The sequence below is a fragment of the Cyclobacterium sp. SOCE241 genome, from assembly GCF_056867545.1.
On the sequence record NZ_CP149779.1, the window covers coordinates 4,804,729 to 4,830,151 of the forward strand.

At 38.4% G+C, this 25,423-nt stretch carries 25 protein-coding genes and 3 pseudogenes; 23 read left to right on the plus strand and 5 right to left on the minus strand.

Features of this window, described 5'->3' with window-relative positions:
• Nucleotides 1–38: 38 nt before the first annotated feature.
• Nucleotides 39–2,364 (plus strand): annotated as a pseudogene (locus WG932_RS24405) (M1 family metallopeptidase).
• A 387-nt stretch (nt 2,365–2,751) separates the two neighbouring features.
• Here WG932_RS24405 and WG932_RS24410 read toward each other — a convergent pair.
• On the minus strand, nt 2,752–3,984 hold the full coding sequence (locus tag WG932_RS24410) for an ammonium transporter (RefSeq protein ID WP_014020370.1): 1,233 nt from the start codon (nt 3,982–3,984) through the stop codon (nt 2,752–2,754).
• Nucleotides 3,985–4,039: 55 nt separating this feature from the next.
• Nucleotides 4,040–4,378, minus strand: a complete 339-nt coding sequence (locus tag WG932_RS24415) for a P-II family nitrogen regulator (protein WP_014020371.1) — start codon at nt 4,376–4,378, stop codon at nt 4,040–4,042.
• Nucleotides 4,379–4,755: 377 nt separating this feature from the next.
• Here WG932_RS24415 and WG932_RS24420 point away from each other — a divergent pair.
• Both WG932_RS24420 and WG932_RS24425 read left to right on the plus strand, forming a co-directional pair.
• Nucleotides 4,756–5,653, plus strand: a pseudogene (locus WG932_RS24420) (nucleotidyltransferase family protein).
• Nucleotides 5,654–5,820: 167 nt separating this feature from the next.
• Nucleotides 5,821–6,240 (plus strand): DoxX family protein, encoded by a 420-nt coding sequence (locus tag WG932_RS24425; protein WP_014020373.1) that lies wholly within the window; start codon nt 5,821–5,823, stop codon nt 6,238–6,240.
• 2 nt (nt 6,241–6,242) lie between these two features.
• Here the strand turns inward: WG932_RS24425 and WG932_RS24430 are convergent, their stop codons facing one another.
• Both WG932_RS24430 and recF read right to left on the minus strand, forming a co-directional pair.
• Nucleotides 6,243–6,434, minus strand: coding sequence for a hypothetical protein (locus tag WG932_RS24430; RefSeq protein ID WP_483085717.1), 192 nt, complete (start codon nt 6,432–6,434; stop codon nt 6,243–6,245).
• Between the two features lie 65 nt (nt 6,435–6,499).
• On the minus strand, nt 6,500–7,300 hold the full coding sequence (gene recF, locus WG932_RS24435; protein WP_483085718.1) for a DNA replication/repair protein RecF: 801 nt from the start codon (nt 7,298–7,300) through the stop codon (nt 6,500–6,502).
• A 152-nt stretch (nt 7,301–7,452) separates the two neighbouring features.
• Between recF and pdhA the strand changes: the two are divergent.
• A pseudogene (pdhA, locus tag WG932_RS24440) lies at nt 7,453–8,474 on the plus strand (pyruvate dehydrogenase (acetyl-transferring) E1 component subunit alpha).
• Nucleotides 8,475–8,655: 181 nt separating this feature from the next.
• Here pdhA and WG932_RS24445 read toward each other — a convergent pair.
• Nucleotides 8,656–9,207 carry an SRPBCC family protein gene (locus WG932_RS24445; RefSeq protein WP_483085719.1) on the minus strand — a complete coding sequence of 184 codons (552 nt, stop codon included), beginning with the start codon at nt 9,205–9,207 and terminating at the stop codon, nt 8,656–8,658.
• A gap of 222 nt (nt 9,208–9,429) precedes the next feature.
• Here WG932_RS24445 and WG932_RS24450 point away from each other — a divergent pair, with 222 nt between their 5' ends.
• The 19 genes from WG932_RS24450 to WG932_RS24540 all read left to right on the plus strand — a co-directional run bounded on the left by WG932_RS24450 (nt 9,430) and on the right by WG932_RS24540 (nt 25,405).
• On the plus strand, nt 9,430–10,413 hold the full coding sequence (locus tag WG932_RS24450; protein ID WP_483085720.1) for a hypothetical protein: 984 nt from the start codon (nt 9,430–9,432) through the stop codon (nt 10,411–10,413).
• Nucleotides 10,414–10,442: 29 nt separating this feature from the next.
• Nucleotides 10,443–10,568 carry a hypothetical protein gene (locus tag WG932_RS24455; RefSeq protein WP_483085721.1) on the plus strand — a complete coding sequence of 42 codons (126 nt, stop codon included), beginning with the start codon at nt 10,443–10,445 and terminating at the stop codon, nt 10,566–10,568.
• A gap of 251 nt (nt 10,569–10,819) precedes the next feature.
• On the plus strand, nt 10,820–11,404 hold the full coding sequence (locus WG932_RS24460) for an RNA polymerase sigma-70 factor (protein ID WP_149394186.1): 585 nt from the start codon (nt 10,820–10,822) through the stop codon (nt 11,402–11,404).
• Nucleotides 11,405–11,407: 3 nt separating this feature from the next.
• Entirely contained in the window at nt 11,408–12,385 is a 978-nt protein-coding gene (locus WG932_RS24465) for a FecR family protein (RefSeq protein ID WP_149394187.1), read from the plus strand.
• Nucleotides 12,386–12,436: 51 nt separating this feature from the next.
• A complete protein-coding gene (locus tag WG932_RS24470; RefSeq protein WP_483085722.1) occupies nt 12,437–12,895 on the plus strand; it encodes a hypothetical protein in 459 nt (152 codons plus the stop codon).
• Nucleotides 12,853–13,425, plus strand: a complete 573-nt coding sequence (locus WG932_RS24475) for a hypothetical protein (RefSeq protein WP_483085723.1) — start codon at nt 12,853–12,855, stop codon at nt 13,423–13,425. The genes WG932_RS24470 and WG932_RS24475 overlap by 43 nt, the downstream gene beginning before the upstream one ends.
• Before the next feature lie 170 nt (nt 13,426–13,595).
• Nucleotides 13,596–14,183 (plus strand): hypothetical protein, encoded by a 588-nt coding sequence (locus WG932_RS24480; RefSeq protein ID WP_483085724.1) that lies wholly within the window; start codon nt 13,596–13,598, stop codon nt 14,181–14,183.
• 211 nt (nt 14,184–14,394) lie between these two features.
• Nucleotides 14,395–14,697, plus strand: a complete 303-nt coding sequence (locus WG932_RS24485; protein ID WP_483085725.1) for a GntR family transcriptional regulator — start codon at nt 14,395–14,397, stop codon at nt 14,695–14,697.
• Between the two features lie 29 nt (nt 14,698–14,726).
• Entirely contained in the window at nt 14,727–15,164 is a 438-nt protein-coding gene (locus WG932_RS24490; RefSeq protein WP_483085726.1) for a UTRA domain-containing protein, read from the plus strand.
• 251 nt (nt 15,165–15,415) lie between these two features.
• Nucleotides 15,416–15,694: an MFS transporter gene (locus WG932_RS24495; protein WP_483085727.1), complete on the plus strand. Its 279-nt coding sequence runs from the start codon at nt 15,416–15,418 to the stop codon at nt 15,692–15,694.
• A complete protein-coding gene (locus WG932_RS24500; protein WP_483085728.1) occupies nt 15,624–16,643 on the plus strand; it encodes an MFS transporter in 1,020 nt (339 codons plus the stop codon). Before WG932_RS24495 ends, WG932_RS24500 begins: the two co-directional genes overlap by 71 nt.
• A gap of 85 nt (nt 16,644–16,728) precedes the next feature.
• A complete protein-coding gene (locus WG932_RS24505) occupies nt 16,729–17,898 on the plus strand; it encodes an L-fucose/L-arabinose isomerase family protein (protein WP_483085729.1) in 1,170 nt (389 codons plus the stop codon).
• Nucleotides 17,899–17,966: 68 nt separating this feature from the next.
• A complete protein-coding gene (locus tag WG932_RS24510; RefSeq protein ID WP_483085730.1) occupies nt 17,967–18,221 on the plus strand; it encodes a hypothetical protein in 255 nt (84 codons plus the stop codon).
• A 28-nt stretch (nt 18,222–18,249) separates the two neighbouring features.
• The gene (locus WG932_RS24515) at nt 18,250–20,040 is read left to right on the plus strand and encodes a SusC/RagA family TonB-linked outer membrane protein (protein WP_483085731.1); all 1,791 of its coding nucleotides are present in this window, start codon (nt 18,250–18,252) and stop codon (nt 20,038–20,040) included.
• Nucleotides 20,041–20,087: 47 nt separating this feature from the next.
• The gene (locus WG932_RS24520) at nt 20,088–20,255 is read left to right on the plus strand and encodes a hypothetical protein (RefSeq protein WP_483085732.1); all 168 of its coding nucleotides are present in this window, start codon (nt 20,088–20,090) and stop codon (nt 20,253–20,255) included.
• Nucleotides 20,252–21,427 carry a SusC/RagA family TonB-linked outer membrane protein gene (locus WG932_RS24525; protein ID WP_483085733.1) on the plus strand — a complete coding sequence of 392 codons (1,176 nt, stop codon included), beginning with the start codon at nt 20,252–20,254 and terminating at the stop codon, nt 21,425–21,427. The genes WG932_RS24520 and WG932_RS24525 overlap by 4 nt, the downstream gene beginning before the upstream one ends.
• A 17-nt stretch (nt 21,428–21,444) precedes the next feature.
• Nucleotides 21,445–22,878 (plus strand): RagB/SusD family nutrient uptake outer membrane protein, encoded by a 1,434-nt coding sequence (locus WG932_RS24530; RefSeq protein ID WP_483085734.1) that lies wholly within the window; start codon nt 21,445–21,447, stop codon nt 22,876–22,878.
• Between the two features lie 11 nt (nt 22,879–22,889).
• Nucleotides 22,890–23,471, plus strand: coding sequence for a hypothetical protein (locus tag WG932_RS24535; protein ID WP_483085735.1), 582 nt, complete (start codon nt 22,890–22,892; stop codon nt 23,469–23,471).
• On the plus strand, nt 23,450–25,405 hold the full coding sequence (locus WG932_RS24540) for a hypothetical protein (protein ID WP_483085736.1): 1,956 nt from the start codon (nt 23,450–23,452) through the stop codon (nt 25,403–25,405). Before WG932_RS24535 ends, WG932_RS24540 begins: the two co-directional genes overlap by 22 nt.
• Nucleotides 25,406–25,423 lie beyond the last annotated feature (18 nt).

A 25,423-nucleotide genomic window follows, 5' to 3' on the forward strand; every position in this document is an offset into this window, starting at 1 on the left:
GGGTTTATAATCAATTTAATAAGAGAAATTTGTATGTTATGAAGCAAGCTGTATTCTTTTTTCTGCTAATAATAACGAGTAATATCGGGGCTTATGCACAAGTCGATAAGCAAAGACATGGCAATAGGTTTGAGCAATTGGGTACGGATCTTCGTTCGCCAAATGTTTATCGAACAGCCTCCGGAGCGCCCGGGCATGAATATTGGCAGCAAAGGGCGGATTATGAAATAGAGGTGGAATTAAATGATGAAAATCAATCCATCAGTGGTAAAGAAAAAGTGACCTATTACAATCAGTCTCCTGATCCTTTGGATTACTTATGGATACAATTGGATCAAAATCAAAGAGATAAAGATTCCGAAACTCCAAAAATCGCATCCAATAAAATTCACCCAAAAATGAATTTAGGTCAATTGGAAGATATCATATGGCATGATATGGATTTAGGGCTTAAAATTTACTCTGTTACAGATGCCAATGGGAAAGATATACCCGCCACGGTAAATTTAACCATGATGAGATTAGACTTGCCAACCCCATTAATGCCGGGTGAAAAGTTTGAGTTCAATATGGCTTGGAGTTTTAATAGTCACGACAGAACCGGTTTTTTGGCTACCCGACCGGGGTATGAATATTTTGAAGAAGATGGAAACTATATCTATACGGTAGCGGAGTGGTTCCCCAGAATGGCAGTCTATTCAGATTTTGAAGGTTGGCAAAACAAACAATTTGTTGGTAGGGGAGAGTTTGCATTGGTGTTTGGAGATTATAAAGTAGCTATTACTGTGCCTTCAGACCATATGGTGGGTGCCACAGGAGTACTCCAAAATCCTACTGAGGTTCTAAGCCCGAAAGAAATGGAGCGTTGGGAGCAGGCCAAAACTACTTTTGATCAACCTGTTGTTATTCGCACACAGGCTGAGGCGGAAAAACTTGAAAAGAAAAGGTCCAGTGATAAGCGTACATGGGTTTTCCATGCCGAAAATGTAAGGGACTTTGCTTGGACTTCTTCAAGGAAGTTTATTTGGGATGCCATGGCAGTTCGACTAGAGAATGGTAAAGAGGTAATGGCCATGTCTTATTATGCAAAGGAGGCCAATCCGCTATGGGGACAATACTCCACGAAAGTAGTGGCTCATACCTTAAAATCTTATTCTGCTAAAACCTTTGATTATCCTTACCCAAAGGCCATATCCGTGGAAGCATCTAATGGAATGGAATATCCAATGATATGTTTTAATTATGGAAGACCGGACAAAGATGGCACGTATACTGAAGCCATAAAATACGGGATGATTTCAGTGATTATTCATGAAGTAGGGCATAATTTTTCCCAATGATTGTTAATTCCGATGAGAGGCAATGGACCTGGATGGATGAAGGTTTGAATACTTTTATGCAGTTTATGGCAGAACAGGAATGGCAAAGGGATTATCCTTCGAGAAGAGGTCCAGCTCACAAAATTGTCCCTTATATGAAAGGGGAGAAACATTTGTTAGAGCCGATCATGACCAATTCTGAAAACATCATACAATTTGGAGCTAATGCTTACGCAAAGCCGGCAACAGCTCTTAATATTTTGAGGGAAACCATTATGGGTAGGGAACTATTCGATTTTGCCTTTAAAAAGTATGCACAAAGGTGGATGTTTAAACATCCTACTCCAGATGATTTTTTCAGGACAATGGAGGATGCTTCTGCCATTGATTTGGACTGGTTTTGGAGGGGTTGGTTTTTGGAACTGAACCTGTGGATATAGCCATACAAAATGTCAAATGGTATAAGATTGATAGCAAAAAACCATCCGAGGTTAAGCAAGATGCTAAAGTAGCCTACGAACATGAAGAGTCCTATATTTCAAGAACTAGAAATAAAGAGGATATTGACCAGACTTATTTGGAAGCGGACCCTACTGTGGGTGATTTTTACAATAAATTTGAAAGATTTAAAGTATGGCCTGAGGAAGAGAAAGCATACAAGGACTTTAGAAGTCAGTTGAGAAGTGAAGAGCTGGAAATGTTAGACAGTGGGCTCAACTTTTACGAAATATCTTTTGAAAATTTGGGAGGGTTGGTAATGCCTATAATTATTCAATTTCATTATGCAGATGGCACAAGTGAAGTAGAAACACTTCCTGCTCAAATTTGGAGAATGGATGAGTATAAGGTAACCAAGGTTTTTGCCAAAGATAAAGAAGTTGTACAGATCGTTTTGGATCCATACCGAGAAACTGCTGATATTGATGAGTCTAATAATTATTGGCCTCAAAAATTTATACCTTCTAAGTTTGAAATGTTCAAACAAGGGGCTGCCGGTAGGGGAACTTCTTCCGGGCCGAATCCTATGAAGAAAGAAAAGAAATAAAGTAATTATAAGTAAAAGAAAGAGTGGCGAAAGTCACTCTTTTTTTGTCTCTTTCACTGGTGGTAACCGTCTGTTTTCTAAATGCTCCCATTCTTTTCTGGGTGATTTTATCATCGTAAAAATTGAACCCTATAATCCTACGAAGCTATAAGCCAATAGAGAGGTGGATGAAAAATGGATGAGGATAATTAATATTGGATATATGTAATGAAATAATTAAAAAGTAGGCCGCTTGCATATTAGGTCAGCTCTTTGAGCATCTCCTGTTGCGAAATTCCCGGTAGGTTGGGGTACAATAGGCGATTAAAAAAAGTGAAACAAGGGGATAAAAAAACAGGCAGATACTATCTGCCTGTTTTTACACTTTTATTATAGCTGTAGTCCGAGTTATTCTTTAGTTTCAAAATCAGGGTAAGCATGCATGCCATGCTCATTGATATCAAGTCCTTCGGTTTCTTCTTGTTCGTCAACTCTAATACCTGTGGTTTTCTTCAGAAGGAAGAAAAGTACAAAGCTGAATACGATACAAAGTGCACCTATAGATACTATTCCAATTAACTGTGATACTATCTGGGATCCACTGGCAAGGTCTCCAAAAATACCTACTGCAAGTGTTCCCCATATTCCACATATAAGGTGTACTGAGATGGCACCTACCGGGTCATCAATTTTAATATTGTCAAACAAGATAACACCAAATACGACTAGGATACCACCTATGAAACCAATGATTACTGCTTCGGTTGGAGACATTAAATCTGCTCCGGCGGTAATACTTACAAGACCTGCCAAGATACCGTTCAGTACCATCGTAATGTCGTATGCTTTAAATTTCAGGTAAGAAGCAAGTAAGGCTCCAAATGCACCTGCAGCACCGGCTAGAGCAGTAGTTACAAATACCAATGAAACAGTTCCCGGGTCAGCAGATAATACAGATCCTCCATTAAAACCAAACCAACCAAACCATAACAAAAATACCCCAAAAACGGCCAAAGGTATATTGTGACCTGGGATTGCATTGGTTTTGCCATTGGTGTATTTGCCAATCCTTGGACCTAATAAGTATGCGCCAATTACGGCTCCCCATCCACCAACTGAATGAACGATAGTGGAACCGGCAAAGTCATAAAATGGAGTAGATAAAGTATCTAAAAATCCTCCGCCCCATTTCCACATGCCTGCAATAGGGTAACAAATTCCTACGTATAGAATGGAAAAGAAAATGAATGGGCCCAATTTGATACGCTCAGCTACGGCTCCAGATACGATTGTTGCAGCGGTAGCAGCAAACATTGCTTGGAAAATAAAGTCTGTAAAAAAGGTGTAACCTTCGCTATAGGCAGAAGTGTCCCAGCCCTCAGGCAAACTTAGTCCTAAACCACCAAATCCAAAGAAACCTCCGGCAAACATTTCGCCCGGATACATTAAGTTGAATCCGATAAAGGCATATGTTAATAAGCCAATGGCTGGGATGATTGTGTTCTTAAATAGAATGTTAACAGTGTTTTTTGCTCTGGTAAGTCCAGCTTCCAGTGCAGCAAAACCCAAGTGCATGATGAAGACCAAAATGGTCGCCACCATAATCCAAAGGTTGTTAATGGTAAATAATTCCTGAGTCATTTAATTAATATGTTTAATAAGTTTTTTTAATTCTGATGATATGGAGAGGTAAAAATTAAAGTGCGCTCTCCCCTGTTTCGTCATTTCTAATTCTAAATGCTTTTTCAACATCGTAAACAAATATTTTCCCGTCTCCTACTTCTCCTGTTCGGCCTTCATTGAGAATACAGGCAACCACTTTGTCCTCTAAGTCATCCTGAACGACTATTTCCAGTTTTGTTCTGGGGATAAATGTTGGTTCGTAAGCCACGCCACGGTAGTGTTGCATTTTTGCATGTTGCAAGCCCATACCTTTCACTTCATAAAAGGTCAGAAATTTAACACCTAAGCCAGAAAGGCATTTGTGGATTTCGTCAAATTTCGAAGTTCTAATTAAAGCTTCAATTTTTTTCATTTTTTTAACAGGATTAATATTCCATTAATAATTATAGAATTAAAAAATTTATCTGTTGCAAAAATAATAATCATGAACTTATTTAACAACTAAAAAATGTAAAAAGATGGTAAAAATGGTGAAAATGGGTAAAAATGAAGGTGAGAAGTGGTTAAAATGCCAAATAATTAATCATTATGGATGAAAAATGATGGATAATACGTTTTTTGCATAAATATTATTTTTATATGCTTATTAGTTAACCTAAATATTCTAAGAAGATCTAAAGTCTTTTAGCAAATTAATGGAGGAATTTCTCTGATGATGTTTTTTAAAAAATTAACTTTGCAAGGAATTTTACCTTTTGTAAAGTATTGCCATTAACTATTTTAAAGACAATGAATAAACCGACACTTTTAATTTTAGCTGCTGGAATGGGCAGCAGGTATGGTGGAGACAAGCAAATTGATGCCTTTGGACCGAACGCCGAAACAATTATAGAATATTCAATTTTTGACGCCATACGATCTGGATTTGGAAAGGTGGTATTTGTTGTAAGGCAAGAAATTCTAGGGGAAAGTAAAGAAATCTTTATTCCGAGATTTGGTGAATTGATTCAAATCGAATTTGTTGTTCAATCTTTAAAAAATGGAGTGCCCGAAGAATATCAGCATCCGGATAGGAAAAACCTTATGGTACTGCCCACGCATTGCTTTGTGCCAAGGAGGTGATCAACGAGCCTTTTGCCGTTATCAATGCAGATGACTTTTATGGACAAGAAGCTTTTCAAGCCTTAGGGAATTTTTAACCCATGATGTTAAACCGGATTTACATTGTATGGTAGGCTATGCGATTAAAAATGTTTTATCAGATTATGGGACCGTTAGTAGAGGTGTCTGCGATGTCTCTCCTGAGGGCATGCTTACAGGTATGATAGAGCGAACAGCCATTTCGAAAAAGGAAGGTGGGATTTTCCATGAAGCCGATGGAGAAAAGTTAAAAATAGATGCCGAAAACCCGGTTTCCATGAACTGTTGGGGTTTTCATCAATCCATATTTGAACAAACAGAGAAGCTTTGGCTTAGTTTCTTGAAAGAGAATAAAGAAAATTTAAAATCTGAATTTTACATTCCTAAAGTAGCCAACTCCATTATTACAGAAGGTATAGGAAAGGTTAAAATTCTTGAGGGTGGTAAAGTTTGGTTTGGAGTTACCTATGCTCAAGATAAGGAACATGTTATGAAAGAATTGAAAAAACTTCATGCAGAAGGAGAATATCCGGCGAAACTTTGGTAAGAAAGTGAGTGTAAATAGGGTAATGACGATTTTTTTAATCTAAAAGGTCAAAAAGTCTAAAAAAAGTAGCTGTAGGTTGTCTTATGTCACTCTCAGCTACTTTTGCTTTTATTTTTTATTTAACTTTATCCACTTATTAGTTTGAATTTATAGTTGACTAGCTATCCATGAAAAAGATTGTCTTTTCAAACAAGCCGTTTGTTTTAGATTTTGGTTTGCTCCTATTAAGGGTCGGCGCCTCCCTGATGTTGGTGTCTCATGGATGGTCCAAGGTGATCCACTTCAGTGAAAGACTCAATAGTTTTGCTGATCCCATTGGGTTAGGCCCTGCGGTTTCTTTGCAATTGGCAATTTTTGCTGAGTTTTTTTGTGCCATTTTTTTGATTTTGGGCTTTATGAGCCGAATCATACTTGTTCCTATGATAATAAATATGGCTGTTATAGCTTTTATTGTTCATGGGGGAAGTGAATTTGGTAAACAAGAACTTTCATTGATTTATCTTCTTGTTTTTATAGTATTAATGTTATTAGGTCCCGGTAAAATTTCTTTAGATGGGACAATTTTGAAAAGAAGAAGTAGGTATTAAACCTATTCTATTTCCACCACAGTATTATTGGCTATTGTGAAGGACTTGTAATCAGAAGTGATTTGGGTAAGAATCTCTTTGGATCTTTCAGGTCTTGCATCAGAAATAAATAACTGGCCAAATTCCTTGTTAGCTACAGCATTCATCAAATGATGAATGCGAAAGTCATCCAGTTTGTCAAAAATATCATCCAATAATAAGATTGGCTTGGTGCTTTTTAATTCTTTAAAAATATAAAACTGAGCTAGTTTTAGGCTGATTAAAAAAGATTTTTTTGACCTTGAGAGCCAAATTTTTTTATTGGCTGTCCATCGAAAGTGAAATTAAAGTCGTCTTTATGGGTGCCAAAACCAGTTCTTTTAAGTAAAAGGTCTTTGTTGAGGTTGTTAATAAAATCAATACCGAAACTCTCTCTATCAACCTGGCTTAGGTATTCAATGTTAACCAGCTCTTTAGACCCGGAAATTGAAGCGTAGTGCGCCTGGAAATGAATTAGGAACTCGCTTAAAAAGGCATGTCTTGTTTGATTAATTTCTCTTGAAAGCTTTAAGAGTTGTTCATCATAAGGAGCCAATTGAAGTTTGTCTAACCGTTTTTCTTCGGCAAACCTTTTTAATAATGCATTTCTCTGTTTTAAATTTTGTTGGTAACGAATCAATGTTTGTAGGTAGTTTTGATCTGCTTGGCAGATCATGCTATCAAAAAATTTTCTTCTTTCTTCACTTCCTCCATTGATAATCTCAGTATCGTCCGGTGCAATAATAACAAGGGGAAGGAGTCCGATATGATCACTTAGTTTGGTGTAAGGTTTACCATTTACTTCAATCCGCTTTTTTCTACCTCCCTCAAAAAAACAATTGATTCCCAGTTCTTTTTGTTGTAGTTCAAACTCACCTTTGATGGTAAAAAATGCTTCACCGTGCTTTATATGATGATTATCTGTAGGTATAAATGCACTTTTTGTTAGGCATAAATAATGAATAGCGTCCAGAAGATTTGTCTTTCCTGCCCCGTTTGTACCAAAAAAACAATTAACACCTTGATTAAAAACCAAATCCAAATTTTGGAAGTTTTTAAATTGAATTAATTTTAAGTTTTTTAAATACATGGCTTATACACAGGATGTTTTTTACTATTTTCGCAAAAGGCCTCAATATTGCATTGATTTCACTATATTTGAGGCCAAAGTTAGCATATTTTATAGAATACGGTATGGCAAAGAAGAGTTCTAGTACAAGTAAATCTAAAGTAAAATATTCCAAAGAAACCTATAAGTATTGGTTTGAAAGCATGTTGCTTATGAGGCGTTTTGAAGAAAAAGCAGGACAGCTTTATGGACAACAGAAAATAAGAGGCTTTTGCCACTTATATATAGGTCAGGAGGCCTGTGCTGCAGGAGCAATCACTGCCCTCGAAAAAGAGGATAAATGGATAACCGCCTATAGGTGTCATGCACACCCTTAGGTCTAGGTACAGATCCTGGAGCCATTATGGCTGAACTTTTTGGAAAAGCCACAGGTACTACCAAAGGTAAAGGTGGATCCATGCATATTTTCGATAAATCTAAAAACTTTGCCGGAGGACACGCCATTGTAGGCGCGCAAATTCCTATGGGCTTGGGACTTGGTTTTGCAGAAAAGTATTTGGGGACCAAAAATTTATCCATTTGCTTTATGGGTGATGGTGCAGTAAGACAAGGGGCGTTTCATGAATCCCTTAACCTGGCCATGCTTTATAAAACCCCGGTTATTTTTGTGATAGAAAACAATGGTTATGCCATGGGAACCTCTGTCAAGCGTTCTTCGAATGTAGATGAGCTTTACAAATTGGGTGAGTCTTATGATATCCCTTCTTTCCCTGTGGATGCCATGAATGTGGAAGAAGTACATGAAGCTGTAAAAGAAGCAGCAGAAAGGGCAAGAAAAGGAGATGGGCCCACATTGCTTGAATTCAGAACTTACAGGTACAAAGGTCACTCTATGTCTGATCCTCAGAAGTACAGAACTAAAGAGGAGGTTGAAGAGTACAAACAAAGAGACCCAATCGAGCAGGTTCGAGCTACCATTTTAGAGAATAATATTCTTTCCGAAGATGATATCAAAGGAATTGAGAAAGAGGTGAAGCAAAAAGTTGCTGATGCTGTTAAATTCGCTGAGGAGTCTCCTTGGCCTGACGGAGAAGATGCATTCAAGGATGTTTATGTGGAGGATGATTATCCTTTTGTAAGAGAATAAGCAATATCAATTGCAGATAAAAAAGCCATTCAAGAATTTTCTTGAATGGCTTTTTTAATGATGGGCTTATAGACTTTATCCATGATTATGTAATAGGGAGTCCTGAGATTTCTCAGGAAGGGTTTTAGTAGCTAGCGAATCATGTTTATTGAAGGTTTTAGCTGAGTACAATGCCACAAGATTAGATTTTCTCTATGGTCTGTTTTAGGTTTTGCATGGTATTCCATAAGTTCCTTCTGATGATAGGGTCTACTATCCATCTAGGCAATCCTTTTTCCGGTACAGAAATGATATGGTATCTCAAAAGGGTATAACCTTGTTTTTTAGTAACAATCCATCTGCCTTCTAAACCTGTCATTTGTACCATTTCTTCTCCTTCCGAGAATATTCTGCTATTCGATGAATTAAAATAGATTTTCGTACTCTCCTTTCCCTCCTCTAATCGATTTTTTAAATAACACTCTCTGTCAGATAATGGAAAAGGGAAACTGTATCTCATGTAGCTGATCCATGACTGAGGGCCTGTGCTTTTAATTTTATATGCCAAGGTGTTGTCATTCCAAAGCATTCCATATTTCTCCTTTGTCAATACTTCAATAACATTTTCATAAGGAGCTTTGATGCTTATAATAAACTTTACTTCTCTACTTTTGGTACCATCCTCCATGTTGATCCATCTTTCATAAAAAGATAAGCCGTTACCCTCTTTTATCAATTCAAATTCAGGTGGCATGTGCCTACTTTCGAAAATCGAGAACGAGGAAAAAATGTACAAGGAAATGCTAAATAATATAAATTTCATACTTTCTAAAATTTTAAATGAGGCAATGTTTGCCTTCTATGGTTAAGACAAGAAAACCATGATTTACCCTTGGTTTAAAAATAAATAGAATTGCAAGTAAGGGTATAAGTTGATTGAGTTGTCAAACTTATGAATCGATAAAATACTTAAACCATGAAAATTTATTACCATAGATTTAAAATTTGCACAACTTTGATTTTGCTGATCTTTAGCTCTTATACTGCTGTTCGAAGCCAGACCACACGGCCGGTGCATATTGGCTTTATTTACCCTATCAGTACCAACGGGCTTGATGCACCTGATTTAAAAAACAACTTTAGCCTTCATGCTTTGGGTGGACTTTCCTCCGGGGAGAATGGTTTAGCTATCTATGGACTAGCAGGTATGGTACATGGAAATGTAATTGGTCTGCAGGTTGCCGGGTTGTGGTCAAAAGTAAGAGGTGAGGTGGATGGGGTTCAAATTGCAGGGCTTATGAATGAAGCAAAGAATGCGAATCATGCCATACAAATAGCTGGAATAGTTAACTTATTGGAAATGGATGTGCCGGTACAAGTGGCCGGAATATTTAATAAGGCCAGACATGTGCAAGGTTTTCAAACCGCGGGGATTTTAAACTTATCTCAATCTACAAAAGGTGCTCAAGTGGCCGGGATTGCCAATCTTTCCAAAGCGGCAGGCGGTATACAGGTTGCAGGCATAATGAATAATGCAGATAGTGTAAATGGTGTGCAGGTTGCAGGGATTGTGAATCGGGCTAAAAAGGTAAAAGGAGTTCAGATTGCAGGGATAGTGAATATTGCCGAAAGTAGTGATTATCCTATAGGAATAATAAACCTTATCAAAGATGGGGAAATAAGGCTAGGTCTTTATGCAGATGAAAACCTTACATCTATGATTACCTTAAAATCCGGAGGAAAGAAATTGTACGGGATCGTAGGCTTAGGCTCAAATCTCCAATACTCTGAATTACCTTATGCCTTAGAGGCCGGGATTGGGTTAAAAGTTTTGGATAGGGGCGGTTTTCGTTTAGATGTGGAAGGAACCAACCTATTTATTACGAATTTTAAGCGGAGGGGGAGTATTCCAGGTCGGGTCTTAAAGTGCTTCCTGCCCTCGTCCTTTCCGATAAAGTAGAGATTTTTGCAGGTCCTAGCATAAATTATATGCATACTAAGTATGCTATAGGGGATGAATTGGCTGAGATGAGCTTATGGAATAGGGAAAGGAGAAATGTTTACAAGGCGATTCATTTGGGGCTGTCTGCAGGAATTAACTTTAAAATAAACTAATTTAGCATGTATTCATACAGGAAAAGTTGCGGGATAAAAACTTATGCTGATAACCCCATGCAACCCAATAAAAGAATGGATAAGAATGCTTTTTATATGCTCAATTGGTTTCTTAAAAAGTCATTATTAGAAAAAAGTTGAAGTAATTGGTTGTTGATTTCAAATTGTTTGAGGAATTTCCAAATTGATCAAGGGTAAACTGAGTTTGAGTTGTCCTTTTAATGAATGCAGTGATATAATACCAATTGTAAGTGAGGGTAAGTTCAAATGTAAAGGAGGAACCACCATTGAAGGTGGATGACAAGTTATTTGAAGAGGTCTTTAAAAATCACTTTAAAGGCTTGTATGGCTATGCCCGTGTGCTTTTAAAAGATGAAGTAGTTGCAGAGGAAGTTGTACAAACTGTTTTTTTAAAACTATGGGAAAAGAGGACGACTGTAGAAATTACTTCTTCAATAAAAGCCTATCTCTATAAAGCAGTTTATTATGATGCCTTGAATTACCTCAAACATGAAAAAGTAAAAATGAAGCACAGGGAAAGAAAACATCATGAATATGCCGGTGACCAGTCCATTGGGACTGTTGTTGACAATTCCGTGGAGGAGAAAGAAATTCAAACCAGATTGAACCTTGCCTTAATGGCTTTGCCTGACAAATGCCGGAAAGTGTTTCATCTTAGCAGGTTTGAGGAACTTAAATATGCGGAAATTGCTGAAAGAATGGGCATTTCCATAAAAACGGTGGAGGGACATATGGGGAAAGCGTTGAAAACCTTAAGGATGGAATTGGCGGAATTTCTTCCCTTATTTGTGATCATTTTGGTAGATAAATTTTGAGTGATGGAAGATAGCTTACTTATAAAATACCTGCTCAAGGAAACCAGTAAAGAAGAGTCTCTTGTTGTGAAAAGTTGGATTGAGTCAAGAAAAGAGAATGAAAAATATTACAATGACTTTTGTTGGGTATGGAAAAAATCCATAGCGATAGCCAGTACCGAAGAGATAGATGTGGATGCAGCATGGGAGCAGTTTAAAAAGAATAGAGAATCAAAACTTCTAAATTCCGGGCCTTTTAGTAGCCAACCATTTTTTTCGTTGCCATGGGTTAAGGTAGCTGCTTCGATTGTGCTGTTGTTGGGGGTGACTGCCATGGCTTTTTCCTTTCTACCCCATTCGGGCAAGGCGTATTATGCCAGTGTGAACCTTACTTCTTTAGAAGAGTCCAAAGAAGAAGTATTACTTGATGGTTCTCAACTAACGCTTAATAAACACACCAAACTTTCCTACCGTCAGAAATTATTAGGAGAAGGCCGTTTTGTAGAATTAATGGAAGGTGAAGCTTATTTTGAAGTCCAAAAGAATCCTCGAAAGCCCTTTATTATTTCAGTCGATGAGGTAAGGGTAAAAGTATTAGGGACTTCATTTAATATTAAGAAAACTCTAGGCAAAACCATCATTATAGTAGACGAAGGCCTTGTTCAGGTGAGTACCGGAAAGGATGAATTATTCCTAACAAAAAATGAAAAAGCTACCATATTTACCACTGAAGAAAAGATTCGGAAGGAGGTGTCAGAAAATCAATTGTTCAAATATTACGTTAGTAAAGAATTTGTAGCCAAGGATATTGCTTTAGAAGAACTTGCCGAAGGATTGAATGAGGCTTATGGGAGTAATATTAAACTAGTATCGGAGCGGGCCCGAAGCTTGTTCATTACTACCACATTGCCATATGGATCCCTTTCAGATAACCTTGAAATCATCCGTCAAACCTTGGGGGTATCCATCACTCAACGTGACGATGCAATAATTATTGAATAATTCTTTACCTTCGAAGAGGCTGTCGAGTACTATTATGATTTTCAAGTTTTGTTGTTTTTTGCTTTTTTGACCATCTTTCTGGTACCTCAAAAGTATTTAAGTGCGCAGGATTTTCTTTTGCATGAGGTGAATTTTGAGGCTTCTAACCAAGTTCCCTTAGGGCAAATTATGGACGAGTTATCTCAGGAAAAGGGCTTTTATTTTTCTTATCAGAGTAGCCTAATTGATCTGGATGAAATGGTAACCATTCCTTCTTACGAAGGGCAGGTAGCAGGTTTTCTTCGAGTGATTTTAGGAGAGGACTATGAATTTAAAGAGCATGACAAATACCTAATTATAAAATATGCACCGGGTAAACTGGATGTGGATTTAATTGAAGGGAAAAAGCGATCAATCCTTAGAGGTAAAGTTAGAGATTTGCGTAGTGGGGAAGCAGTTCCGTTTGCTAGTGTTTATGAAAAAACACTATGGTATCTTCTTTGTCGGATAAAAATGGTGACTTTGAATTAAAATATAAAAGAGAACCTGATGACTTGGTGTGGCTGGCCATTAGCAAGGAGGAGTATCGGGACACGTCTTTTGTTATTTTACCATCAGTGGATGTAGGCTTAAGAGGAAAACCGAGAAAGTTACGGTTTTACCCGGAAGATGGAGCTGCTGAAGCAATGGAAAACAGTGCTATTGGGCGTCTATTGATCGGGTTTAGACAGAGGGTTCAGAGGCTTAATTTGGGAGGTTTTTTTGCAGAAAGTCCCATGCAGGTATCTCTTACACCAGGACTGAGCTCGCAAGGGGTCTTTAATAGCCAGATGATAAACAATTTTTCCCTGAATATTTTTGGAGGCTATACTGCCGGTGTAGAGGGTTTGGAAATTGCGGGCATTTTTAATATAAACCAAAAAGATGTAAAAGCATTTCAGGTAGCAGGGATTTTCAATATGACAGGTGGGGATGTTGATGGTTTTCAAGTTTCCGGCATTCACAATTTTGTGTATGGTAAGGTAAATGGGTTTCAAGTGGGGGGATTTACAATCACGTAAAGGAGGATATTAATGGAGGACAGGTTGCAGGGATTTATAATTTCAGTCATGGTTCTTCTGATATTCAAATAGCAGGTCTGCTCAATAAAACCAACCAAACTAATGTTTTACAAATAGCAGGTTTATCAAATCAGGCCAACCATAGTACCGGGGCATTCCAAGTAGCAGGATTGTATAATTATTCACAAGGAGAAGTGAGTTTTCAGATCGCTGGTCTGGTAAATAAGGCAGAGAACGTAACTGGTGCTCAATTTTCAGGATTAATTAATATTGCCAAGTCTAGTGATTACCCTATCGGGTTGATTAATCTCATAGAAGATGGGCAAAAAAGTTTGTCTGTGGGTATCGATGAGACAGGGTTAGGACAAATTATTTTTCGATCTGGAGGTGGGAAATTATACGGCTTAATTGGGACAGGTATTATGGAGCAGTCTGAGAAAATCATGTACGGGTTCGATTTTGGGTTAGGATTGCATATTTTTAAGAAAGAGAAAACAGGAATGGATTTCGAATTTGTTAATAGACAAACAACAGACTTTTCTGGTTTGACAAACAATTCAAGTTTTTTTAGATTAATCCCTTGGTATAAGTTCGGAAATCATTTTAAGCTTGCTGCAGGTCCGTCTATTGGGTTCACTGCTTTTGACAAAAACTGGTCTGACCCAACTTTCGGTTATGTGATATCGGAGAGAACTACAACCAACGGTAGGTATTCCTTACATGCTGGTTTTTATGCCGGTATACAGTATTTGTTTTAATTGATAGAATCGCGGTAATCCGGCCATTTTAGAGAAGTAGTATTATAGTCTATTAACTGTTCTATTTTTATATTCTAAAGGGAATGAACTGGGTTTTGGCTCTTTTTCCCTTACTTTTAAGGGTTAAAATCGTTTAATTTACAAGAATTCCTATTGGTTTTAACTCATTAATTAAGTGGTCGCCACCTAATAGGCCATTAAATTCTCTTTTATGAAAAATCGGAACCAGAGCAAAAAACCCAAATTTATTGTCATAAGTGAGCAAATCATCAGTAAAATAATCTCAGGAGAATTGTTGCCGGGAGAAAAGGTGCCCTCTGAAAATGAATTGATTCATAACTTTCAAGTTAGCAATACTACCGCCAGAAAGAGCTTGCAGGAAATTGAGTCCCGTGGTTATGCTCAGCGGATAAAAGGTAAAGGTACCTTTGTGCTTAATAAAACAGAAGACCATCACTTGGTCAGGACTTTGGGCTCAATCGATGCCACTAGAAGGGGGTTGATGAAGGTTTGAAAGTGGAAGGCTTCAAACCAAAAACAATTGTGCTCGAAAAGACCGTATTGGATCATGGTGTTTCAGCAGAGATAAGTGGAAAAAGTTATATTATTGAAGGGCCTGTTCTAAAAGTACATCAATTAAGATATGCTGATGAGATGTTGCTAAAAGATGAAACAAAGTACATCTCATTAAAGCTTTGTCCAAAAATCAATATGCTTTCCACGGACCTGTCCTATTTTAAGGTGTATGAAGACAAATACCAGCTTAAAATTTCCGATATCAAACAGAATTTAAGTGCAATCATTCTTCCTCCGGATGATCCAACAAATAATTTTGAATATGAAAGTGCATTACCTGTATTTGTGCTCGACAGTGTGGTGTTGAGTAGGAAAGACGCAGTACTTGAATTAGAGAAATCTCTCTACAGAGGAGATAAATATAAATTTGCTATCATCGCCCACCCAGAGTACAATGGGAATTAAGTCCAATACTGGTCCTTGTCACGGAGAGTTTTCCTTAATTATTATTTTTCTTAAAAACATTTTATCACCTTGTTTTACCTTAAATTGTTATCCTAGAGCGTTAAGATAAATTTTGTAATTTTGTTTTAATTTACTTCTATGTTCCGTAAGTTCTGATAATAAGTAGTCTATTGAGTAAAAAACAGATAATAACTTGCATTTTAATTTATATGGTTATATCATTGTTTAATTAACTTAGAGCGTTAAGAATAATGAACCCAAAAATCCGATGGTATATTCTAGCAATGGTTTTCATTGCTACAGGTCTTAATTTTTTAGACAGGCAGGTCCTTTCCATGACCATAATAAAAATTCAAGAAGAACTTTCCATTTCCGATGTACAATATGGCTGGGTGAACACTGGCTTTTTGGTAAGCTATGCCCTGATGTTCACCGTTGGGGGTCGCTTAATCGATAAATTTGGAGGAAAAAAGGGCTTGGCTTATCAGTTGGGATTTGGTCCTTTGCCAGTGTGTTGCATGGTGTTATGAACAGTTTTTCTCAATTGCTGGGATTCCGGTTTTACTCGGTGTGGGTGAAGGAGCCTGTTTTCCCGGAGCAGCCAAGACGGTGTATGAATGGTTTGATGAAAAAGAAAGGGCCTTGGCCAATGGGATAGCGATAGGAGGAGCGGCAATTGGAGCAGTAGCGGCGCCACCTTTGACCATCTTGATTGCAGGGGAATATGGTTGGCGATGGAGTTTTATTATACCCGGTTTGATTGGGTTCGTGTGGATTGTACTTTGGTTTAGCCAATCCTGGAAAAATAGCCTTCATGCAAGAGAGGTTAAAGCATTGGCCACTATCGATGAACCTGTAGTGCAAATTTCTATTAAAAGGCTGCTTCAAAATAAGACCGTGCAGGTATTTATTTTAATTAGGTTTCTCTTAGATCCGGTATTTTACTTTTTAATGTTTTGGGTCCCTAAATACCTTAACCAAGAGCGAGATTTATCATTCGAACGGATAGGTGAATTGTTTTGGATCCCTTTTCTTGCTTTGGGTCTTTCCAATATTCTGGGTGGCTGGTGTTCAGATAAATTGGTAGCCAGGAATTTCAGTATCAATGCTGCTAGAAAGTGGGTGATGGGTTTTGCTGCGGCATTGACTTTGGTGGCTCCTTTTATTTCTACGGTTTCTACGGTAGAAGTAGCCGTACTATTGATGTCATTAATGATGTTGGCTCATGGTTTTTGGATTACCAATTACATAACCGCCATAGCAGATGTATTTGGTAAATATGCGACTTCATCAGTGGTAGGCTTATCCGGGACAGCGGGTGCTATTTCTGGGATGATCATTAATCCATTGATTGGATGGGTTGCCCAGAATTATTCTTATGGGCCACTTTGGTTGGTCTCTGGAATAATGTATCCTCTGGCCTTTGTCATTCTGATAGTATTTATACCAAAAATTAGAACAATCGAATTCGGTAAATAAAATTCATTTAGCAATTGGGATTGTATCAATTTGTCAAATTTAACATAGTGCGTTAAGAAAAAATATTAATCTTAAACTTAAAACAATGAAGGAAATAAATGGAAGTGGCAACCCAGCAGAGGGAAATTATAAAATAGAAAGAAGAGAATCCTCTTTGCCTAGAATTGGCGTTTTTGGTGTGGGCTATTTCAAATATTGGGCACAGTTTGAGGGGCTATTGGATGCCTTAATGGCAAAGCAAAAAGTGCTCATAGAAAAAGTTGAAAAGAACAATGCAGAGGTAATTGATTTTGGATTGGTAGATGATGCACAATCGGCCTATGACCTAGTGCCTAAGTTACAAGCTGAAAATCTCGACTTGATATTTTGTGACATGCTTACTTATGCTACCTCGAGCACTTTTGGGACAATCATTAAAAATATAAATGTGCCTATAGTGCTGGTAGCCCTGCAGCCGGACAAGGCAATGGATTACAGTAAGGCTTCTACCTATATGCAGCTCTACAATGATGATGTATGCTCATTGCCTGAATTTGCGGGTGTGGCAGTAAGAATGGGAAAAAAAGTGCCTGATGTTATTATCGGTACCCTCCATGATGATCCCGAATCTGAGCGAATGATTGGTGATTATTGTCGAATGGCTAACGTATTACATGGTTTGAAAACAGCTAGAATTGGACATATAGGTCATCCTATAGAAGCCATGCTGGACATGCATACCGATTCAACCATGCTTACTGCCCATTTCGGGGTACATATAGTGCAATGTGAAGCCAATGAGATTGTAGGCAATTACTCCAATAAGGTTTCTGAGGCTGAAGTAACTGAAGAAGAGAAGCGTATTTTATCTTTCTTCGATACCCCCGATCCTGTTTCTGATCCTATCTCTGAGAAGTTAAAGAAGGAAGATTTAAATGTAGCAGCAGGAGTTTCTGTAGCCTTAAAGAAATTCGTTGAAGATAAAAACCTTGATGGACTGGCCTATTATTACAATGGTGAGGACAATAGTGAAACCCAATTGGTGATGTCAAACCTAATTGTTGGTAATTCACTATTGACAAGTTCCGGTTTTCCTATGTGTGGAGAGTCTGATTTGAAATGCTGCATGGCCATGTTTATCATGGATCGCTTTGGAATCGGAGGAAGCTTTGCTGAGTTTCACCCGGTTGACTTTAAAGAAAACTTTGTATTGGTAGGGCATGATGGCCCCCACAATATTTCGATCGCTCAGGGCAAACCAGTGCTTCGAAGTTAAAAAAATACCACGGCAAACCAGGATTTGGGGCTGGCGTTGAGTTTAAAATCAAAGAGGGCCCTATCACCATGCTGAGTATCAGCTCCAATTATGAAGGTAAATTTAAATTTGTGATTGCTGAGGGAGAATCAGTAGAAGGGCCAATACCGCCTACAGGAAATACAAATACAAGAGGTTTTTTCAAACCCGATGTACGCACCTTTTTGACAAATTGGATCAAAGAAGGACCTACTCATCACTTTGCTTTGGGAATAGGCCATCATGCCAAAAGCATCCAAAAAATTGCCAATTACCTCAATATAGAATCAGTAATTGTCGCATAAATTAATAAATAACCCAAAATAACTGTTTATGAAAACACGCATTGAAAGAATTGTTTTTGTAATGGTCCTCTGCTTTTGTACGGGCCATTTAGAGCTATTGGCACAATCAGACGCTGGTCTGCTTGTTAAGGGTACAGTTACATCTGCAGAAGATGGGACAACGATACCCGGTGTTACCGTTTTGGAGAAAGGAACATCCAACGGAACTATCACGGACATTGATGGAGGATATGAAATCAATCTTTCGGCTAAAAATGCAACATTGGTGTTTTCTTATGTGGGATTTGCTACAGCAGAATTTCAGGCAGGAAACCGAAACACTTTGGATGTCCAACTTCAAATGGATATGGAACAATTGAATGAGGTGGTTGTCGTAGGGTATGGTACACAGAAAAGGAAAGATCTGAGTGGTTCTATTTCGAGAATTACGAGCGATGAATTTTTGCAACCTTCCACCGGGAGTTTTGACCAGATGCTTCAGGGTAAGGTAGCAGGGGTACAAATCAATCAGACAACCGGAGCGCCTGGAGGGAATGTCAATATTCTTGTCAGAGGTGTAAGTTCTATTTCAGGAGGTAATCAACCCCTTTATGTAATTGATGGTTTTCCTGTAGATGGTGGCTCAAATTCCAATATGCGTGGCTACGGTGGAGATACTTTTTCATCAGCTGACATGGCCTCCAATACTGCCAATAGGATTAACCCACTTAATTCAATTAACCCTTCAGACATTGCATCCATTGAAATTCTTAAGGATGCATCTGCAACCGCCATTTATGGTTCAAGAGGATCCAATGGTGTTGTGATCATTACAACTAAACGAGGAGACTACGAAAAAGCTCAGATAAGCCTAGATATGTCTTATGGGTACCAAGAAGTTGCCAACAAATTGGACATGATGAATGCGCAACAATATGCCGATTTTGTAGCAGATGGCAGAGACAATGCATGGATTTTCCAGGGTGGATCTGCTGACGATCCTAATGAGATTAGAAATGCTGCTAGTAGAGTAAGACCAGAGTTTAGAAACCCTTCCTCCATTACCACTGACACCGATTGGCAGGATGTGATTTTCCGAACAGCTCCTGTCAGAAATTTTCAATTGTCTTCCCGAGGAGGAACTGACAAAACAAGCTTTTTTATCTCAGGAGGATATTTTTCTCAGGAAGGAGTGGTGATCAATTCTAACTATAACCGATTTAATTTAAGGGTGAATGTTGATGCACAAATTACTGACAAAGTAAGGATTGGCACCTCCACCTATGGTTCTTATGGATATGGTAGGTTTGCCAATACTGAGTCCCACTATGGACAAGGTGGATTGCTTTCCAATGCGCTTGCAGCCTCTCCAACAATTCCGGTTTATGATAGTGAAGGAAACTATTATTTCAATCAGGCAGATGTAACTGATGGCTTAGGCTTTTTAGCGAATGTACTTGCTGTAAGCGAGGGGTCTGTTGATAAAAGAAATGTGATGAATGTTTATACCAATAATTATATAGAAGTAGATATCAATGAAAACCTAATGTTTAGATCATCTGCTGGTGTCAACTATACCTCAAATAACATTCGGCTTTGGAGATCTAATGCTGTTCCCCAGTACACTTCATTAAACTATCCTGCAACTGCTGGTGCCACTAAAATGGACAATATCAATTGGTTGAATGAAAACACCTTAACTTATAATAAATCATTTGGTACCAAGCACTTTTTAAATGCGGTAGCAGGGTTTTCGGCACAAAAAATAGTGGGGATCGGCTTTCTGCCGGAGCATCTGATTTTCCTACAAACTATGTCACTTATCTTTCAGGGGGAATAGTTAACGCAGGTACACAAACGCTTAGTGAATGGTCTTTATTGTCTGTCATGACAAGGATGAATTACTCCTATGACAGTAAGTACCTATTTACAGCTACTCTTCGAAGAGATGGTAGCTCTAGGTTTGGAAGCAACTTCAAGTGGGGATCATTTCCTTCTTTTTCTTTGGGGTATAATATTTCTGAAGAGGAGTTTTTGAGCAGTGCTGATTTTTGAGTAACCTCAAAATCAGGGCTAGCTACGGGGTTTCGGGTAACAATCAAATAGGGAACTACACACATATCGGCTTATTATCCGCAAGAAGGTATATCAATGAGAGTGGTTTGATACCTGGTTTGGTACCAAGTAGTCTGGCAAATGATGACTTGACTTGGGAAATCTCTAAACAAACCAATTTTGGGATAGATATGAGTTTATTTCAAGATAGGATTAATCTTACTGCTGATATATATAGAGATTTGAAGACAAACTTATTATTGGCCGTTCAACTACCTGCAGCTTCAGGTTTTTATAGTTCAGTTCAAAATATTGGAGACATTGAAAATAAGGGGTTAGAGTTAGGACTGAATACAGTAAATATACAAAACAATGATTTTACTTGGAATACGAACCTGACCTTCACAGCCAATAGGAATAAGGTGCTCAAACTGGCCACAGAGGGAGGGAGAATTTCAAACTCACCCTATCAAATTACTCAAGTAGGTTTACCGGTATCCAGTTTTTATTTGATCAATAAGCTGGGGATTTTTATGAATAGTGATGAATTGGAGGGGGCAGCCTTATTTCATCCTGACACAGAGGCTGGGGATATCAAATTCGAAGATGTCAATGACGATGGAGTAATTAATCAAAATGACCGAAAAATTGTAGGAAACCCATGGCCGGATTTTGTGTGGGGAATGACCAACAACTTCAAGTGGAAAGATTTTAATTTGAACATTTCGATAGTAGGATCGCAAGGAGCCCAAACTTATCTAGAGTCAGGAGGGGCTTTAATGGGGTCGAATGGTGTCCAAAATGGATTGGCACTTCAAGATAGAAGATGGCGCTCAGAAGAAGATCCTGGTGATGGTATCATTCCTAGAGCAATCAGAAGTAACCACGCCCTTGGTTTTGGAACCTCCTCAAACTTCTTGTTTGAAGCATCTTTTATTCGTATCAGAAATGTGACGCTCGGGTATGACATGCCACAGGAACTTGTTTCCAGGTTCAAGTTGACAAGTATGAATGTTTATACGAGCGTTGCCAACATAATCACTTTTACGGATTACCCTGGTTATGATCCAGAATCTAGCACCACCGGCGATAATGTAGTTAATGCTGGGATTGATTATTTAAATTATCCTTTGCCAAGGACTTTTACTTTGGGCCTAAAAATAACCTTATAATCTAAAACAATTGAGTCATGAAAAAGTATATTTTATATATCCTGACCTTATTGGCCGGGACATCTTGCTCAGATTTTCTGGAATTGCAGCCTGAACATCAAATCAGTGATGGCTCCTTTTATAAAAACGCCAATGATTTTGAAACGGCTTTAATAGGTAGTTATTCAAGTTTACAAAATTTGTATGATGTGAATTTAATATATGTTGGTGAACTGACTTCGGACAATGCTGAAATCCAATGGACCTCGCCTTCTATATCGGAGGTCGAATTGGATGAAGTTAACTTTACGCCTTCCAATACTTTCTTGAATTCCATTTGGCAAATTAGTTTCAACCTGGTTTCTCAATCGAACAACATTCTCTCAAGAATTGATGAAGTAGACATGGAGACTCAAATTAGAGGTCAACTTAAAGGCGAGGCTTTATTTTTAAGGGCTTTAGGTTACTTTAATTTGGTAAGAACATTCGGTGAAGTACCCATTGTGGATGTGGCTTTTCGAAGTCCGGGTGAAATATCTGAATATGATATGTCCAGAAAACCAGAGGCGGAGGTTTATCAAATGATTGAGGCCGACTTAATTCTGGCAGCAGACCTGTTGTCTGGAGTGGAAGGTTTAAGTAAATCAAGGGCTTCAAATGCTGCAGCCAACACATTGTTGGGTAAAGTTTATCTAACTAAGAAGGAATTTACCAATGCAGAAAATGCATTGAAAACAGTTGTGGAAAGCAATGATTTTTCTCTTGAGGAGGATTACAAAAACCTGTTTACAAATGGGAATGATGAAATGGCTGAGTCTATTTTTGAAATTAAATACATGTCAGGTAATTTGGGTGTAGGGAATGGTTATTCCACCTATTTTACTCCTGCAAGATTTGATATGGATATATTTCCTAATCAAATGCAGGGTAACGGAAGAATATTGCCAACTCCGGAAATGGCAGCAGCTTATGAGCCGGGAGACCTTAGGAGACCTGCATCTATTGGAGATTCTGTAAAGGTGCTTTCAGGTGGGTATGAAAAGGAGTTGTATGGACTGAAGTTTGTAGATTTTACTACAGGCGTTCAGGGAGATGGAGGAATAAATTTTACTGCTTTAAGGTATGCTGATGCACTATTGATGTATGCAGAGGCACTTAACCAAAACGGTTTACAAGATGAGGCTATGGTATACCTTAACCTAGTTAGGGAACGAGCAGGTTTAAATGGTCTAACTGGTTTAGATCAACTAGCCTTGACCAATGCACTAGCAAATGAGCGTAGAGTGGAGCTGTTTTTGGAAGGTCATCGCTGGTATGACCTGGTGAGAACAGGGCAATTATTACCTGAAATGAATGCTTATTTCGAACGGAATAATATGAGCTTTGATGTTCAGGAGTACAATAAGATATTTCCAATACCATTAAGAGAGCTTGATATCAATCCTAATTTGGGACAAAACACTGGTTATTAATGAAAATTATTATGCTTCTATTTCGAAAATACTACCTGTTTATGTTGTTCTGCTTGGTTTGTTTACCAGGTCAGGCGCAGGACAATCTTAAAGGTAAGAATTTTCAAAATATCACGCTGGAATCTTCTTTGAAGCCATTTAAGAAAAAGGACAAAGCCTATATCAGGGCCGTGGCTCATGAGATGTTTATTCAATGGCATTCATTATTGAGACATACAGACACAGTGTCAATGATGCTTTGGACCAGCGATGGCTCGGAAATTCTTGACTACAAAGGCCACATGGATCAACCGCTTGAATGGGCAAAGTACATGGGCAACCCAAATACTGAACATGAAGTAGGCTCTGGCCCGAAATCTTTATCTTTACATCAGAGAGCCTATGTGTATCGAGATGATGCTCCTGACTTTACTTACGGTGACCTTGCTTTTATTGTGAAAGTGTTGAAGGAAGAAGGAAGAAAGGTAACCGGAAAGCCAATAAAAGTAGGGGCCACTTTTGATCCGGGACCTGAATTTGCAAAGTCACCATTTAAATATGAAAAGCACCCCGAAATTCTTGGGGAAATGCAATGGGCCACAAGACATTTGTAAGTTCTTATTCCATTTTGAAGGGAGACAGCGAAGCCTATGCTGGGTACCCGGATGGTATTCCTGACCAAACACCCTTTGGAACCTTCTTTGGTAGACAAAGTCAGCATTTTCTTGATGATTTGGGTTTTGACTATTTGTGGTTAAGTAATGGTTTTGGTTTTGGTGCCGAAGGCTGGTCTGCTACAGGAGCCATCTTTGATGGGGAGAGTTTTGCTCAAGAAAAATTAGCTTCCTCTGCTGATAAAGTGATAGGGTTCTGGAAATTGTTTAGGAAAGAATGTCCCGACTATCCCATACAAACTAGAGGCACAAATCTTTCTGTAGGAGCTGATCTAGCCAGAGATGCAGTAGACTTAAGAAACATATACAACGGTGGATTCAATATGTTGCCTCCACCTAATTCTCCATGGGCAGCATTGGATGGTGATTTTGGTTTGGAGTTGGCCGGCTATATGTCACGAATGGCCATGTTGCCTGACAATAGATTTCCGTTTCGTTACTATACCCATGACCCATGGTGGATCAATAGCCCATGGTTAGACAGGTATGGGAGAGAACCTCATGACATTTATTTACCTTTGGCAGTGGCTAGAATCGATGAAAAAGGTGAAATTGGAGTGCCTACTCACTTGAACTTTTTAACCATTGATGATACCTATGGTAATATGCCAACACAAGTTCCTGATGAAGTCATCCCCAATATTTTGAAGGCACGATACGATATGCCTACAGCCCCGGGACCTTTGGTTTGGGTCTATCCCTTTGATGAATACCATGACTGGGCACGGGATTACCCAGACAGGCTACCGGAGATTTACTATGGAGACTGGTTCATGAGGCAGGCGATTAATAGTGGACTTCCAATGAATACCGTCATTTCTACGACAAACCTAAGAAGTGCGATAACCAATAATTCGGAACTTTTTAATGCATCAGTACTTGTTACCATTGCTCCAGATAAGGGGTCAGAGAATGAAAAGGCTCTCATGAATTTTGTTGAAAATGGAGGGAAACTTATCATTTTCGGCCCAATGGATCACACAAGTAGTACCTTTATGGGTTTTATTAACCTTGCAAACACAGGGCCATTATCGGGAGAAATGGAGTTGATATCCAATGTAAATATGGACCTTGTTAAAGGTGTAGTTCCAACAAAAATAAAGCATTCGCCTTTGTTTTCAGGTGGAGGGTTTCGTACCATTATTGATGATCCAAAGGATGCTTATACAAAAGCCCTAGCAAGAGTAAAACAGGGGAATAAATTGAGAGACATGGCATGGTTACGACAGCACCCGGATTGGGATGGAGGAAAAGTCATTTATATAAGAGGTACCAATTCTAGTAGCTTTACGGGGAGAAGATTATTAACCCCTGATAATCCTGAGGAATATCAAATTGTACCTTCCTTGCTAAGACATGTGTTGGGAGATTTGGGCATGAAATTGAAAATAGAAAAAACTCATGTGGGTGTCAAAGACCCTGTTCTTACCATCAATCGTTCTGACAATGCTTTTGTTTTTTCCGGATATAACCCAAATTCTACAGTAAAACAATCCTTTAAGTTTGAGCAAGGAGCTCCATTGATGTTAGGTCTTGAAACAAATCTGGAAGATGGTTATTCTACTTACTCCATGCCAACAGCTTGGCATAGGGAGTGTAGGGCGTTTATTTCCCAGACTTCAGGAATGATCTCCTTCAAAGAATTACACTCCGGTGAAAAAGGAATAAGCAAACGTTATAGTGTAAGCGGATTAAAAAATGGCTCCCTCCGAATATATCCCTCCGATGGGATTAAGAAAGACAAACTAAATGTATACTTGAATTCAAAATATCCTTGGAAAACCAATATGATTCCTTTTACTGAGGTGAAGGATGGCAATGAACGGTATTTTGAAATAAAAGATGTGACAGGTACTGTGGTGTTTTCATGGTAAATTGACTAAAATGAGAAA